The 15307-nt window shown below is 70.4% G+C and carries 12 protein-coding genes and 1 pseudogene; 8 read left to right on the top strand and 5 right to left on the bottom strand.

Going from position 1 to position 15307, the window contains the following annotated elements:
* Positions 1-85 precede the first annotated feature (85 nt).
* The gene (locus KHP12_RS37840) at positions 86-1399 is read right to left on the bottom strand and encodes a CynX/NimT family MFS transporter (RefSeq protein WP_246643228.1); all 1314 of its coding nucleotides are present in this window, start codon (positions 1397-1399) and stop codon (positions 86-88) included.
* 167 nt (positions 1400-1566) lie between these two features.
* Between KHP12_RS37840 and KHP12_RS37835 the strand changes: the two genes are divergently transcribed.
* A complete protein-coding gene (locus KHP12_RS37835) occupies positions 1567-2241 on the top strand; it encodes a FadR/GntR family transcriptional regulator (RefSeq protein ID WP_086883101.1) in 675 nt (224 codons plus the stop codon).
* 42 nt (positions 2242-2283) lie between these two features.
* Here the strand turns inward: KHP12_RS37835 and KHP12_RS37830 are convergent, their stop codons facing one another.
* The 4 genes from KHP12_RS37830 to KHP12_RS37815 all read right to left on the bottom strand — a co-directional run bounded on the left by KHP12_RS37830 (position 2284) and on the right by KHP12_RS37815 (position 5490).
* The gene (locus tag KHP12_RS37830) at positions 2284-2607 is read right to left on the bottom strand and encodes a hypothetical protein (RefSeq protein ID WP_037963437.1); all 324 of its coding nucleotides are present in this window, start codon (positions 2605-2607) and stop codon (positions 2284-2286) included.
* A gap of 258 nt (positions 2608-2865) precedes the next feature.
* Positions 2866-3636, bottom strand: a complete 771-nt coding sequence (gene fabI, locus KHP12_RS37825; protein WP_037963434.1) for an enoyl-ACP reductase FabI — start codon at positions 3634-3636, stop codon at positions 2866-2868.
* A gap of 5 nt (positions 3637-3641) precedes the next feature.
* Positions 3642-4346 (bottom strand): 3-oxoacyl-[acyl-carrier-protein] reductase, encoded by a 705-nt coding sequence (gene fabG / locus KHP12_RS37820; protein WP_086883102.1) that lies wholly within the window; start codon positions 4344-4346, stop codon positions 3642-3644.
* Between the two features lie 274 nt (positions 4347-4620).
* Complete coding sequence (locus KHP12_RS37815; protein WP_211834178.1) at positions 4621-5490, bottom strand: 4Fe-4S domain-containing protein; 870 nt, start codon at positions 5488-5490, stop codon at positions 4621-4623.
* 353 nt (positions 5491-5843) lie between these two features.
* Here KHP12_RS37815 and KHP12_RS37810 point away from each other — a divergent pair.
* The 7 genes and pseudogenes from KHP12_RS37810 to KHP12_RS37780 all read left to right on the top strand — a co-directional run.
* Positions 5844-6417 (top strand): annotated as a pseudogene (locus KHP12_RS37810) (ThuA domain-containing protein); the annotation flags it as partial.
* Positions 6418-6598: 181 nt separating this feature from the next.
* The gene (locus tag KHP12_RS37805) at positions 6599-6976 is read left to right on the top strand and encodes an SseB family protein (RefSeq protein WP_244202986.1); all 378 of its coding nucleotides are present in this window, start codon (positions 6599-6601) and stop codon (positions 6974-6976) included.
* Positions 6963-7484 (top strand): hypothetical protein, encoded by a 522-nt coding sequence (locus tag KHP12_RS37800; RefSeq protein ID WP_211834176.1) that lies wholly within the window; start codon positions 6963-6965, stop codon positions 7482-7484. The genes KHP12_RS37805 and KHP12_RS37800 overlap by 14 nt, the downstream gene beginning before the upstream one ends.
* On the top strand, positions 7484-11977 hold the full coding sequence (locus tag KHP12_RS37795; RefSeq protein ID WP_246648804.1) for a pyocin-S2/colicin E7-DNase domain-containing protein: 4494 nt from the start codon (positions 7484-7486) through the stop codon (positions 11975-11977). The genes KHP12_RS37800 and KHP12_RS37795 overlap by 1 nt, the downstream gene beginning before the upstream one ends.
* A 35-nt stretch (positions 11978-12012) precedes the next feature.
* Complete coding sequence (locus KHP12_RS37790; RefSeq protein WP_086884895.1) at positions 12013-12216, top strand: bacteriocin immunity protein; 204 nt, start codon at positions 12013-12015, stop codon at positions 12214-12216.
* A 123-nt stretch (positions 12217-12339) separates the two neighbouring features.
* The gene (locus tag KHP12_RS37785; protein WP_086884896.1) at positions 12340-13875 is read left to right on the top strand and encodes a TldD/PmbA family protein; all 1536 of its coding nucleotides are present in this window, start codon (positions 12340-12342) and stop codon (positions 13873-13875) included.
* Complete coding sequence (locus KHP12_RS37780) at positions 13872-15266, top strand: metallopeptidase TldD-related protein (protein WP_211834174.1); 1395 nt, start codon at positions 13872-13874, stop codon at positions 15264-15266. Before KHP12_RS37785 ends, KHP12_RS37780 begins: the two co-directional genes overlap by 4 nt.
* Positions 15267-15307 lie beyond the last annotated feature (41 nt).

The raw sequence follows: 15307 nt of genomic DNA, 5'->3' as shown, positions 1-15307 counted from the left end.
ACCGCTCAGCCCTCGCCCTCGTAGCGCTTCGCGCCCGTCAGGCCCTGTCCCCGCCAGGCTCCGTGCTCGCCAGGCTCCGTGCTCGTCAGCCTTCGTCCTCGAGGTGGCGGTCGCGTCCGGCCAGTACGCCCGCGACGATCTGCGGCACCATGAACCCGGCCATCAGCGCGAGCGGCTGCCCCCAGCCACCGCTGTGCTGGTAGAGCACGCCGACCAGCAGCGGGCCCGGGATGGACAGCAGATAGCCGACGCTCTGCGCGAAGGCCGACAGCCGGACGACGCCCGCGTGGGTCCTCGTCCGCATCCCGATCATGGTGAGGGCGAGCGGGAAGGCGCAGTTGGCGATGCCGAGCAGCACGGCCCATGCCCAGGCGCCCTCGGCCGGGGCCAGCCACAGCCCGGCGTAACCGGTGAGCCCGAAGACGCCGAGGATGACGACCAGGACGCCCTGGTGCCGCAGCCGGGCGGCGATCCGCGGCAGGACGAAGGCGAGCGGCACACCCATCGCCATCATCACGGCCAGCAGCAGACCCGAGGTGGAGGCGGAGACCCCCGCGTCCCGGAAGATCTGCGGCATCCAGCCCATGGAGATGTACGCGGCGGTGGCCTGGAAGCCGAAGAAGACCGCCATCGCCCAGGCCAGGGGGGAGCGGGTGATGCGCACCGCGGGGGCGTCGGCGGGGGCCGCGGCGGTCTCGGCCGCGGCAGATGCGTCCGTGTCCGTACCGCCCGCCTCCGGGCCGCTCGCACCGGCGCGGGCGAGGAACAGCCAGGGCACCAGCGCCACCGCGGCGAGCAGCGCCCACACCCCGAGCCCGCTCCGCCAGGAGCCGCCCAGCGCGTCGGTCATGGGCACGGTGGCCGCCGCGGCGGCGGCCGTGCCCAGCGACAGGCCCATCGAGTACAGCCCGGTCATCGCGCCGACCCGGTCCGGGAACCAGCGCTTGACGATCACCGGCATCAGGATGTTGCTCACCGCGATCCCGGCCAGGGCGAGCGCGCTGGCGGCCAGGAAGACCACGGTCCCGCCGGCGAAGGGGCGCAGCAGCAGACCGGTGGCGATGGCGGCCAGCCCGGCGCAGACGATGGCCCCCGGCCCCCACCGCCGGGCCAGCCGCGGCGCGGTGAGCCCGAAGAGTGCGAAGCAGGCCGCGGGCACGGAGGTGAGCACTCCGGCGACGGTACCGCTCATCCCGAGGTCGTCGCGGACCTCCTCGAGCAGCGGGCCGAGACTGGTGACGGCGGGGCGGAGATTGAGCGCGGCGAGCATGAGCCCTGCCGCCATGACGCGGCCGCGCCAGGGCGAGGCCGCGCGGCGCGGTCCTCCGGGTTCCGCCGGGCGGGGCGCGGAGGCGGCGGTCTCGGGCGTCGCGAGGTCGTCAGACGGGGGCGTAGGCATGCCAACCATCATAGAATCATGGGATGAATGCTCGTCCAGTGGATAGCGACCACCCGTAACGGTCGGGCGGCATCATGGAAGGGTCGTCCGTCCGCGAAGGGTCGTCCGTCTGCCCACCTCGGACCCCGTCCGCATCGCTCCGCATCCGCCGCACGCACAGGAGAGTCATGCCGCTGACCTCGCCCCGGCGCTCCGCCCTCGCCGACCAGGTGATCGCCCAGCTGCGCGCCCAGATCACCTCGGGCGAGTGGCCCGTGGGCTCGCGGATCCCCACCGAGCCCGAGCTGGTCGAGCAGCTCGGGGTCGCGCGCAACACCGTGCGGGAGGCCGTGCGCGCCCTCGCGCACAACGGGCTGCTGGACATCCGCCAGGGCTCGGGCACATATGTGCTGGCCACCAGCGAACTGGCCGGGGTGATGCACCGCCGCTTCGCCGGTGCCGACCCCCGTCATGTGGCCGAGCTGCGCAGCGCCCTAGAGACCAAGGCGGCCCAGCTGGCCGCGGAGCGCCGTACCGAGCAGGACCTCAAGCAGCTGGACGCCCAGTTGGACCGGCGCGAGCGGGCCTGGGAGGCGGGCGACCCGGACGCCTTCGTCGAGGCGGACGCCACCTTGCACATGGCGGTCGTGGCCGCCGCGCACAACGATGTGCTGGCCGAGCTGTACGCGGATCTGGGCGCGGTCGTACGGGACTTCCTGCGCGCGGACGTCGACAGCGGGATGGGCCCGGACACATATGTGGACCACGGACGGCTGGTGGAGGCGATCCGGGAGGGGGCCGGGGAGCGGGCGGCGGCCGAGGCCAGCACCCACCCGTTCGGCTGCCGTTTCCGCAGCCGCTGAGCGACCGGCCTCAGGCGGACGCATGCGCCGTAGCCCCCGCGCTCAGCGGTGGCTCACCCATGCCTTCCGTATCTCCTTCCAGCAGCGCTCGGCGAGCAGCACATACTGCGCCGGGCCGACCTCCACCGGGCGGGCGTCCATGTCCGGATCCCACCAATGGGCGCATTCGACATGCAGCTGCACCCGGTCGGCGCGGGGATTGGGGTTGAAGCAGTTGGCGGTGGCGTGCGAGCCGCGCACTGTGGTGCTACAGGCGGCCTGGCGCGGCCGGGGCCGCTCCTGCGCGGCGGAGTTGGAGGCGGCGATGATCAGACCCACCGTGGCGACGAGCAGCACCGCGGCCGCGACACGGCGGGTCGTACGCATGCGGGACCTCCTCGGCCGTGTCGCTGGCGCCGGCGCTCCGGTGAGTCGGTTCGTCGTATCAGGCGTATCAGGTGCCTCGGGCGTATCACGCGTTACGCGGTGTATGACTCCACAGTGCGTGTACCCGCCACCCGTACGCGCGTCCTGCTCCCCCGAACGGGTGAACGCGGACACGGAACGGCCGCCGCCCCGGACCCGCGGTGCGCGGGAGCGGGACGGCGGCCGTCACGCGGAAACGCCGTGGGCGCGGCCGTGGGCTCAGGCACCCATCATGTGCACACCGCCGTCGACATGCACGATCTCGCCCGTGGTGCGCGGGAACCAGTCGGACAGCAGGGCCACGACGCCACGGCCGGCCGGCTCCGGGTCGGTCAGGTCCCAGCCGATCGGGGCCCGGTGGTTCCACACGTCCGCGAGCTCCTCGAAGCCGGGGATGGACTTCGCGGCCATGGACTTGATGGGCCCGGCGGAGACCAGGTTGCAGCGGACGTTCTTCTCGCCGAGGTCGCGGGCGAGGTAGCGGTTGGTGGACTCCAGCGCCGCCTTGGCCACGCCCATCCAGTCGTACTTCGGCCAGGCGAACTGGGCGTCGAAGGTCAGACCGACGATCGAGCCGCCGCGCGGCATGACCGGCAGGCACGCCATGGTGAGCGCCTTGAGGGAGTAGGCGGAGACATGCACGGCCGTGCTGACGTCCTCCCAGGTGCCCTCGAGGAAGTTGAACGCGCCCTGCGGGCCGAAGGCGATGGAGTGCACCACGCCGTCGAGGTCGACACCCTCGCCCAGGTGCTCGCGCACCTTGTCGGCCAGGCCGTCCAGCTGCTCCTGGTTCTGCACGTCCAGCTCGATGACCGGGGCGGGCTTGGGCAGCCGCTTGGCGATCCGCTCGACGAGGGAGACCCGGCCGAAGCCGGTGAGGATGACCTCGGCGCCCTCCTCCTGGGCCAGCTTGGCGGCGTGGAAGGCGATGGACGCCTCGGTGATGATGCCCGTGACCAGGATGCGCTTACCAGCGAGAATTCCACTCATGACGTTCAGTGACCCATGCCCAATCCGCCGTCGACAGGGAGGACGGCTCCAGTGATGTACGCGGCCTCGTCGGAGGCCAGGAAGCGGACCGAGGCGGCGATCTCCTCGGGCTGCGCGTAACGCGCGAGCGGTACCTGCTTCACGATGTTCTCGCGCTGGTCGTCGTTGAGCGCGCGCGTCATGTCCGTGTCGACGAATCCGGGCGCGACCACATTGACGGTGATGTTGCGCGAGCCCAGCTCACGGGCGAGGGAGCGGGCGAAGCCCACCAGGCCCGCCTTGGACGCGGCGTAGTTCGCCTGACCGGCCGAACCCATCAGCCCGACGACCGACGAGATCAGCACCACGCGCCCCTTACGGGCCCGCAGCATCCCCCGGTTGGCCCGCTTGACCACGCGGAACGTGCCGGTGAGGTTGGTCTCGAGGACGGCGGCGAAGTCCTCCTCGGTCATCCGCATCAGCAGCTGGTCGCGGGTGACCCCGGCGTTGGCCACCAGGACCTCGACCGTGCCGTGCTTCTCCTCGATCTCCTTGTACGCCTGCTCGACCTGCTCCGGCTCGGTGATGTCGCACTTGACCGCGAGGAAGCCGGCCGGCGGCTCACCGGACCGGTAGGTGATGGCGACCTTGTCGCCAGCATCGGCAAAGGCACGGGCGATGGCGAGGCCGATGCCGCGGTTGCCTCCGGTGACGAGAACCGAGCGGCTCAAGGGACCACCTTCTCTTGTCGATCTCTGTCGATTGTTCCTGCGGGACTGGTCCTGTGTTCCTGTGGGACTGGTCCTGTGTTCCTGCGGGACTGTTCTGCGGGACGTCACAGCGCGTGCCACCCCTACCCCCGCAAACTATCGGTCCGAGGCCCTCGAGGAGGAATCGGGCACCCACAGGGGCGGGTGCCCCTCCCTGTCGACTTCCTACAGAAACCCAGTGGTCACCGACCTCCACCGGACTCCGCCCCGGCCTCTCCCCCGCCCGGGCCCTCCCTCACCACCGGACGGCCGTGAAGTCGATCGGCCGGGGCCGCAGCAGCGCCGTGCGCTCCGCCAGCGCCCGCAACCGCCGGGACATCTCGTCGGCGTCCAGATGGCACCGGTCGCCGTGGCCCGGCAGCATCCACTCGCACCGCAGCCGTCCGGCCACCCTCGCCAGTGAGGCGGCCAGCTCCTCGATGGAGTGCCAGGTCACGCTCTCCGCCACGGCCAGATCTCCGAGCGAGCGCGACCAGTAGATGCTGTCACCGCTGAAGCAGTACCGGTCGTCCGCGAGGTAGAGCACACTGCCCCGGGTGTGGCCCGGCAGCGGCTGGGCGGTGACCCCCGGGCCGATCTCCACGGGCTCCAGGCCCCGGATCACCTGGTCGGCGTCGGGCGCCGCGTCCAGGTCGCCCTCGTGGATCCACAGCCGGGCGCCGAAGTGATCGGCGTAACGACGGCCGTGTGCGGCGTGGTCGCGGTGGGTCAGCAGCACATCGGTGACGGGGCCCGACGCCGCGTAACGCCCGGCCAGCTCCCGGCTCCAGCGCGGTGTGTCGATCATCATCGCCGTGCCGGACGGCCGCGGCAGCAGATAGGAGTTGGCCCCGGCGTTGTGTTGGGAGTTGTGGCCGCAGATCAGTACACCGTCGTCCAGGGCCATGGGGAACGGGTCGAGCGCCCGGTCCGGCTGCCCGGACGCCGGGCGGATCGAGCGGGTGGGGCAGGCGAACACGGCGGCGTGCAGGCGCCGCGCCTCCGCCTCGTCGCGCGGCTGACGCACGACCTCCGACCGCCCGCCGACCTCGCTGATCAGCTCGGGCGCTAACTGCCTTGCGACATCGCAGTTGGTACAGCGGTCGTCCACGTACCAGTGGTCCATGACGGGGCTCCTTCCGGGAATGCGGCCATGACCGGGGCCGCCCTTCCAGGGATAGCCAGCCGCGGACAAAACCGGTAGGCCCTGCCGATCTTGTACTTCCGGGCCCGAGCCTCTCTCACGGACCCGATGACTCCCGAGCGATCTGTCGTCAAAAGCATTGACATGTACTCATTGGGGCCAAGCTCCGCACACCGGCTGAGCGGCGGATCCCTTGACGGGATTGGTTCAGACCTTTAAGTTCACCCATCGCCCGCATGCGAAAGCCGCGTCTCCGCGACGGTGGACCACTCGCTCCGCAGCTGTGTCGGCGTTGGCCGTAAGTGTCCTGATCCCCCACCCGTGACACCGTCCATGCGACGGCGCGCGACGCGGCCGCGCCGTTCAAGGTGTTGGCCCTGTACAACGGGACGTGGGACGCCGCCCACATCAACTTCGTCCACGAGGCGAACGGCTGGTTCCCGAAGCAGGCCGAGCAGAACGGTTTCACCTATACGGCGAACAACGACTGGAACCAGCTCAACGACATCGCTCGGCAGCGGCAACTTCACGTCCAACACCTGGGGGCCGACCACAACCACCCTGCGGGTCGAGGACCGGACTCACCCGTCCACCAAGGCGCTGCCCGCGACCTTCACCTCGTCGGTCAGCGAGTGGTACAGCTGGTCGAAGGACCTGCGGAAGAACCCGGACATCAAGATCCTGGCCTCCGTCGACCCGAGCAGCTTCCCGCTCGGCACCGACCCCAACCAGACCTGGTACGACGGCTACTACCCAATCCTGTGGACGAACAGCAAGTACAAGATGCTGTACGCCAACTTCGGGCACAACGCGATGGACTACGAGCACAACACCCCCCTGTCGTCCACCTTCGCGAGCCAGACGCAGAACCGGTTCCTGCTCGACGGGCTGAAGTGGCTCGGCGGCGCGGGCTGAGCCCAGACTGAACACGCAGTCCTGTTCATCACCCCGCGTCGCGTGGCGGTCACCAGTGGTGTCAGTCACCTGTGCGAGGATGGCTCGCATGTTTGGGGGAGGGGACAGCAGACCGCCTGGTCAGGCTGGTAGAACGACGCTGGCGGACCTCATCCGCCAGGAGACCGCCGCCCGGATGTCGGAGCCGGAGAAGTGGGCGGCGCTGCGGAAGGCGCGGCTGTACTTCCAGCGTCCGGAGGAGCCGGGCTTCCTGGTCTCGGAGACCGCCGAGGACGGCCCGCTCGTGCCGGTCTTCACCTCGGTCGAGGGGCTCGCGCGCTTCGCGGGGGCGTGCGGATGGGCGTCCACGACCGTCGAGGACCTGGTGGGCCTGTTGCCCGAGGGCGTACGGGCGCTGGTGGATCCGCTGGGCGAGCGCCCCTTCCTCCTGGACGCGCGGACGCTGTGCGACGCGGACGGCCGGGAAGCAGACGGCCAGGAAGCGGAAGGCCAGGGAGCAGACGGCCGGCAAGCAGACGCCCGCGAGGAGGGGGCTGAGCGTGGCGGATCCTGATGCCCGGAATATGAACCGCGCCCCCAGCGAGGGCGGCGAACACGGCAAGTACGGCGGCAACGAGGGTGCCGACGGCTACAAGATCGAGATCGCTTCGGTGAAGGGCCTGATCGCCCCGCTGGAGGAGTCGGTCGTCGGGGCCCGGGCCGTGAAGAACGGCCAGGAGAAGCTGACGGCCTATCTCCAGCACTGCGGCGCTCCCGAACTCCTGGAATCGGGCAAGGCGTTCCTCAAGGAGTGGGGCTTCGGCATGGGCGAGCTGGCCGACCATGCGGACGCGGTGGTGGAGCGGCTGTACGAGGCGATAGCCGGGTACATGCTGGCGGATCTGATGCGGATCAAGGACTTCTGGCCCTCGGACGAGAACATGGCCAAGCTCCCCTCGGGCGCGGCGGGCACATGGTCCTGGGAGCATGTGGGCGCGCCCGAGATGGAGAAGCGCCCGGAGGACACGGCGTTGTCGAAGTTCGCGCGCAAGCTCCAGAGCGAGTACGGGGACGAGTCCTGATGGGCGATCCGGACGCGGGGCGGGCCCCGCAGATACGGATTCCGGAAGGCGCCAAGCCCAAGGATCTGATCCCCGGCAACCCGGACGACATCGACGACCTGGTGCTCGAGCTGCGCGCGTACGCGGGCGCCTTCCAGGACGGCAAGGACAAGCTGCGGCCGCTGGAGCTGGCGGACTGGTCGGGCAAGGGCGCGAGCGAGTTCCGGAAGTCGGTCGACCGGCTGCCGAAGGAGCTGACCTCGGGCCATGATCAGTTCACCCATGCGGCGAGCGCGCTGGCGGCGTACGCCACCAAGCTGCGGTCGGTGCAGAAGCGGTGTGAGCCGATCATCGAGGACGCGGACGCGGCGCGGGCGGCGTCCAAGGCGCACGGCAAGAAGGTCGAGTCGTACAACGACGCGGTGACGCGCGGCGACGAGCAGTTGCCGGAGAAGCCTTCGGAGACCGATCCGGGCATCGCCGCGATGGAGGGGTGCGTCGGTCGGCTGGACAAGCTGATCGAGGAGTTGCAGCTGGTCGTCGACGCGTCGAAGAAGAAGATCGACAAGGCGGCGGAGAAGGCCCCGAACAAGCCGAGCAACTGGCAGAAGGTCGGGGACGGCCTCAAGGACGGGCTGTGGAAGGTCCACTACGGCATCCTGGGCGTGGCGGAGCTCCCCGCCTCGCTCCTCAAGGGCGACGCCCAGGGCTTCGCGATGCAGCTGGCCGGCATGGTGGACGGCGCGGCGTACGCGGCCCAGCACCCCAAGGAGTTCGCGAAGGCGGTCACGAACTGGGACATGTGGTCCAAGGACCCGCTGCGCGCGGCGGGCGAGATCACCCCGTCGCTGCTGCTCGCCCTGGCCACGGGCGGCGCGAGCGCGCTCCGGAAGGAGCTCCAGACGGGCAGGACCGCCGCCCAGCGGCTGGCGGCCCGTAAGAAGGTCCTGGGCCGGGACGGCGAGGCGTCCGGCCGGGCGGACAGCGAGGGCACCCACGACCGCCACACCCACGACAGGGACTGCGAGGACGACCCCGTCGACGTCGCGACCGGCGAGATGGTCATGCCGGCCACGGATGTGTCCCTGCCCGGGGCGCTCCCCCTGGTCCTGGAGCGCACCTTCGTCTCCGGGCACACCTGCGGCGGCTGGTTCGGCCGCACCTGGGCGGCCACGCTCGACCAGCGGCTGGAGCTGGACGCGGACGGGATCGTGTTCGTCACGGCCGACGGGATGGTGCTGCGCTACGGGGTGCCGACGCCCGGGGAGGACACCTATCCGGCGCGGGGCCCGCGCTGGCCGCTGCGCTGGGACGGCGCGGCGGGCGGCACGATGCGGATCGAGATTCCCGAGCGGGGCCACACGCTGTGCTTCGACCCGCTGGTGGGCAACGAGCTCCCCCTGACGGTGATCGAGGACCGCAACGGTCGGTCGATCACCTTCGCTTATGGGGAGGACGGCGCCCCGCGCGAGGTGGTGCACTCCGGCGGGTACCGCATCGCGATCGACACCGACCCGGAGCTGATGCGCGTCACGGGGCTGCGGCTGCTGGGCGTGGGTGACGCCGAGGAGGGCACCCCGCTGGTCGCCTTCGGCTACAACGACGCGGGCGACCTGACCCAGGTCTTCAACTCGGCCGACGAGCCGATGCGGTTCACCTACGACGACCAGCACCGCGTCACATCATGGACCGACCGCAACGGCACCGGCTTCGGGTACGTCTATGACCACCGGGGCCGGGTGCTGCGCACCATCGGCTCGGACGACATGATGACCGGCCGCTTCCACTACGACGAGGCGTCCCGCACCACCGTCTACACCGACTCGCTCGGCCACCGCATCACGTATGTCTTCGACGAGGCGTACCGGGCGGTGGCCCGCACCGATGCCCTGGGCCACACCACCCGCACCGAGTGGGACCCGGGGACGCGCCGCCTGCCGCTGTCGGTGACGGACCCGCTGGGCCACACCACGCGCTATGCGTACGACGACTCCGGCAACCTGATACGCGTCGACCGCCCGGACGGCACGGTGGCCACGGCCACGTACGACGCGTACGGCCGGCCGCTGGAGGTCCGGGAGCCGGACGGCGCGGTGTGGCGCCACGCCTATGACGACCGGGGCAACCGCGTCCGGACGACGGACCCGATGGGCGCGGAGACGCACTACACGTACGACGAGTCGGGGAACCTGACCTCGGTCACGGACGCGCTGGGCCACACGGTGACCGTGGTGTGCAACGCGGCGGGCCTGCCGGTGGAGGTCACCGACGCGTCGGGCCACACGACCACGGTCCGCCGGGGCACCCATGGCCGCATCACGCGCGTCACCGACCCCTTGGGCCATGTCACCCGCCAAGGCTGGACCATCGAGGGCAAGCCCGCCTGGCGCACCCGGCCGGACGGCAGCCGCGAGACCTGGGCCTGGGACGCCGAGGGCAACCTCCTCGAACACACCGACCCGGCGGGCAACACCACCCGCCACACCCACACCCACTTCGACCTCCCGGCGACACGGACGGACCCGGACGGCGCGACGTACGCCTTCAGTTACGACACCGAGTTGCGCCTGACGACGGTGACGAACCCGCAGGGCCGGACGTGGACGTACGCGTACGACGGGGCGGGGCAGGTCGTCTCCGAGACTGACTTCAACGGCCGCACGCTCAGCTACCAGCACGATGCGGCGGGCCGCCTGATATCCCGGGAGAACGGCGCGGGCGAAGCGCTGGCCTACACGCGTGACGCGCTGGGCCGCACGGTCGCCACGCGCACGGCGGACGGTACGGAGACGACGTTCGCGTACGACGCCGCGAGCCGCCTGACGCGGGCGGCGAGCCCGGACACGGAGCTGAGCCGTACGTATGACGCGCGGGGCCGGGTCCTGTCGGAGACGGTGGGCGGTCGTACGACGTCGTACGCGTACGACGCGGCGGGCAACCGCACCGAGCGGATCACCCCGAGCGGCCTGCGGTCGGCGTGGACGTACGACGCGGCCGGCCGCCCGCTGTCCCTCACCACGGCGGACAACTCCCTGCACTTCGCGTACGACGCGGCGGGCCGCGAGACGACGCGGACGTTCGGCGACGATGTGACCCTGACGCAGGCGTGGGACGCCCAGGACCGCATGACGGGCCAGACCGTCACCGGCCCGGCCAACGCCCTGATCCAACACCGGGCGTACACCTACCGCCCGGACGACCACCTCACCGAGATCCGCGAGCTGACGTCCGGCACCCGCCGCTTCGACCTCGACCCGGTCGGCCGCGTGACGGCGGTCCACGCGCACGGCTGGACCGAGACCTACGCCTACGACGCGGCGGGCAACCTGACGCACGCCACGGCCCCGGGCCACGAGTCGCCCGGCGACCGGGAGTTCACCGGCACGCTGATCCACCGCGCGGGCCGCACGACGTACGAACACGACGCCCAGGGCCGCCTGACCCGCCGCACCCGCAAACTGCTGAACGGCCAGACCCGCACCTGGACCTACACCTGGAGCCCCGAGGACCGCCTGACGGACGCGACAGCCCCGGACGGCGACCACTGGCACTACACCTACGACCCGTTGGGCCGCCGCATCGCGAAACAACGCGTCGCGAAGGACGGCACGGCCACCGACCGTATCGACTTCACCTGGGACGGCACCCGCCTGGCCGAGCAGACGGCGGCCGACGGCACAACGCTGACGTGGGACTACACCCCGGGCACCCACCGCCCCCTGGCCCAAACCGAGCACCAGGAATCCGAGACCCGCTTCCACGCCGTCATCACCGACCTGGTCGGCACCCCCACGGAACTGGTCACCCCCGACGGCACCCTCGCCTGGCAACACCGCACCACCCTCTGGGGCACCCCCCTCCCCGCCCCACCCGGCTCAGCCGACTGCCCCCTCCGCTTCCCCGGCCAATACGCCGACCCGGAAACCGGCCTCCACTACAACTACTTCCGCCACTACGACCCGGAAACCGCCCTCTACCTCACTCCCGACCCTCTGGGTCTCGAACCCGCACCCCACCATCATCTTTATGTCATCAATCCTGTTGAGTGGCTGGACCCGCTTGGGTTACAAGGATGCTTTGGATCTTCGAAGACAGCAACTGAGCTCAGGAACAGTCCAGGTGCCGTAACAGGAGGCTCGCGCCTCAGAGACGTTGACGGCGATTGGCTCCGCGGAAGTTCAGGAAACGCCGGAAGGATACCCGGCCAAGTCGCTCACGCCCTTCACGGAAGGCACTTCGACAGCTTCGATAAATTCCGCGAGGCATTCTGGACCGAGGTGTCCAAGGATCCTTCGCTAGCTTCGCAGTTCAGCCCTTCGAACCAGACACTCATGTCGCAAGGGAAGGCGCCGTTTGTGGCAGACGATCAGAGCGTCGGGGGAAATAAGCGGTACGTCCTCCACCATGCGACTCCTATTCAGCGCGGCGGTGGCGTGTACGACCTTGATAACATCATTGTGACCACACCACAGTACCATAGGGAAGTACTGGACCCTGGATATCACCAGGGCTAGTTGGATTATCTGTCAGCCCCCAAGGAGGAGGCGGAATGACACGAGACGAACTGATCGATCTGGTCGAGAGAATCATGGCCGGAGAGGGCACAGAAAGCGAGCACGACAGTCTCGTCACCCTCCTTGAGAGGAACGTCCCACATCCTCGCGTACTGGGTCTGATTTACTATTCGGACCCACCGCTCACCGCAGAAGAGGTCGTTGATAAAGCACTCGCTTATCGACCTATCGAACTGTAAAATCGAGTTGCCGATCGCTTCTCAAGCCCCGCTCCCACGGAAAATTACCGCGCCCCACCTCGCATCAGCATGGTTCACTGCCGACGGGCACCACGCCACGTACGCGACGAAGAGGAGCCGCCCGTGACGCACGAGATCGATCCGTCCTTCCTCACGCTGCCCCTGCGGGCGCTCGCCGACGCGGCGCTCGCCCGCGCCCGCGCGCTTGGGGTCGCGCATGCCGACTTCCGGTTGGAGCGGGTGCGGAGTGCCGCCTGGCGGTTGCGGGATGGCAAGCCGTCCGGGGCCTCCGACATCACCGACCTGGGGTATGCCGTACGGGTGGTGCACGGCGGGGCGTGGGGGTTCGCCTCAGGGGTGGATCTGAGCATGGACGCCGCCGCGCGGGTGGCCTCGCAGGCCGTGGCGATGGCGAAGCTGTCGGCCAAGGTGATCGAGGCGGCGGGGTCCGATGAGCGGGTGGAGTTGGCGGACGAGCCGGTGCATGCCGACAAGACCTGGGTTTCGTCGTATGAGGTCAACCCGTTCGACGTGGCCGACTCCGACAAGACCGGACTGCTCGCCGAGTGGAGCCGGCGGCTGCTCGCCGCCGATGGGGTCGCGCACGCGGACGCGTCGCTGCTGACCGTGCAGGAGAACAAGTTCTACGCGGACACGGCGGGCAGCACGACCACCCAGCAGCGGGTGCGGCTGCATCCGCAGCTGACGGCCGTGGCCGTGGACCCGGCGAGCGGGGAGTTCGACTCGATGCGCACCCTGGCCCCGCCGGTCGGGCGCGGCTGGGAGTATCTGACCGGCGGGCCCGGCGCGGGCGGCTGGGACTGGGATGCGGAGCTGGCGGAGATCCCGGAGCTGCTCGCCGAGAAGATGCGCGCGCCGTCCGTCGAGTCCGGGTCGTACGACCTGGTGGTGGACCCGTCCAATCTGTGGCTGACCATCCATGAGTCGATCGGCCACGCCACCGAGCTGGACCGCGCGCTCGGCTACGAGGCGGCGTACGCGGGCACTTCCTTCGCCACGTTCGACCAGCTCGGAAAGCTGAAGTACGGCTCCGAGGTCATGAATGTGACCGGGGACCGGACCGCCGAGCACGGGCTGGCCACCATCGGCTACGACGACGAGGGCGTAGCCGCCCAGTCCTGGGACCTGGTGAAGGACGGCACGCTCGTCGGCTATCAGCTGGACCGCAGGATCGCCCGGCTGACCGGTTTCGAGCGGTCGAACGGCTGCGCCTTCGCCGACTCGCCCGGCCATGTGCCGGTGCAGCGGATGGCGAACGTATCGCTCCAGCCCGCCCCCGGCGGCCCCTCGACTCAGGAGCTGATCGGGGACGTCGAGAACGGTCTGTATCTGGTCGGCGACCGCTCCTGGTCGATCGATATGCAGCGGTACAACTTCCAGTTCACGGCGCAGAGGGCGTATCGCATCAGAAACGGCGCGCTCGCGGGGCAGGTGCGCGACTTCGCCTACCAGGCCACCACCACCGACTTCTGGGGTTCGATGACGGCCGTGGGCGGCCCGCAGACCTACGTCCTGGGCGGCGCCTTCAACTGCGGCAAGGCCCAGCCCGGGCAGATCGCGTCGGTCTCGCACGGCTGCCCGTCGGCGCTGTTCCGCGGCGTCAACATCCTCAACACCACCCAGGAGGCCGGACGATGAGCGTGCAGCCCCATGAGATCGTCGAGCGCGCCCTGAAGCTGTCCCGCGCGGACGGCTGTGTGGTGATCGCCAACGAGACCTCGACGGCCAATCTGCGCTGGGCGGGCAACGCCCTGACGACCAACGGCGTCACCCGCGGCCGCACCCTCACCGTCGTGGCCACGGTGAACGGCGCCCGGGGCACCGCCTCGGGCGTGGTGTCCCGGTCCGCGGTCACCGCCGAGGAGCTGGAGCCGCTGGTCCGGGCCGCCGAGGCGGCCGCGCGGGAGGCGGAGCCGGCCGAGGACGCCCAGCCCCTGGTGGCGGCCGGTCCGGGGGCGTCCGTCTCGCCCGGCTTCACCGACTCCCCCGCCGTGACCTCCTCCGAGGTGTTCGCCGACTTCGCCCCCGTCCTCGGCGAGTCCTTCGCGGCCGCCCGCGCGGGCGGCCGGGAGCTGTACGGATTCGCCCACCACGAGCTGGTCTCCAGCTATCTCGGCACCTCCACCGGGCTGCGGCTGCGCCATGACCAGCCCACCGGCACGCTCGAGGTCAACGCCAAGTCCCCGGACCGGGCGCGTTCGGCCTGGACCGGGCGGGCCACCCGCGACTTCACCGATGTCAACCCGGCCGCGATCGACGCCGAGCTGGCCCAGCGGCTCGCCTGGGCCGAGCGCAGGGTCGAGCTGCCGGCCGGCCGCTACGAGACGCTGCTGCCGCCGAGCGCCGTGGCCGATCTGCTGATCGACCAGCTGTGGTCGTCCTCGGCGCGGGACGCGGTGGAGGGCCGTACGGTCTTCAGCAAGCCGGGCGGTGGCACCCGGATCGGCGAGAAGCTGTCCGAGCTGCCCTTCACGCTGCGCAGCGACCCGGCCGAGCCGGGGCTTGAGGCGGCGCCGTTCGTGATCGCGCACTCGTCCGGGGACGACGCCTCGGTCTTCGACAACGGGCTGCCGCTGTCCGCCACCGACTGGATCCGCGACGGGGTGCTCCAGCAGCTGATCACCACCCGGCACACCGCCGCCCTCACCGGGCTGCCCCTCGCCCCCGCGGTCGACAACCTCATCGCGGACGCGGGCGGCACCCGCTCGCTGGAGGAGATGGTCGCCTCGACCGAGCGGGGGCTGCTGCTGACCTGCCTGTGGTACATCCGCGAGGTCGACCCGGCCACGCTGCTGCTCACCGGGCTGACCAGGGACGGTGTCTATCTCGTGGAGAACGGCGAGGTGGTCGGCGAGGTGAACAACTTCCGGTTCAACGAGTCACCGGTGGATCTGCTCGCCCGCGCCACCGAGGCGGGCCGCACCGAGCGGACGCTGGCGCGGGAGTGGAGCGACTACTTCAACCGCGCCGCGGTGCCGCCGCTGCGCATCCCGGACTTCAATATGAGCTCGGTCAGCAAGGGGGTGTGAGGAGCCGAATAGACTGGTCCACGCCCGATCCGATCCATTCC

The organism is Streptomyces asiaticus, assembly GCF_018138715.1.
In the GTDB taxonomy this organism is placed as follows: Bacteria; Actinomycetota; Actinomycetes; order Streptomycetales; family Streptomycetaceae; genus Streptomyces; species Streptomyces asiaticus.
The sequence above is the reverse complement of the archived record's forward strand: the minus strand, read 5'-3'. Positions and strand labels throughout refer to the sequence as shown.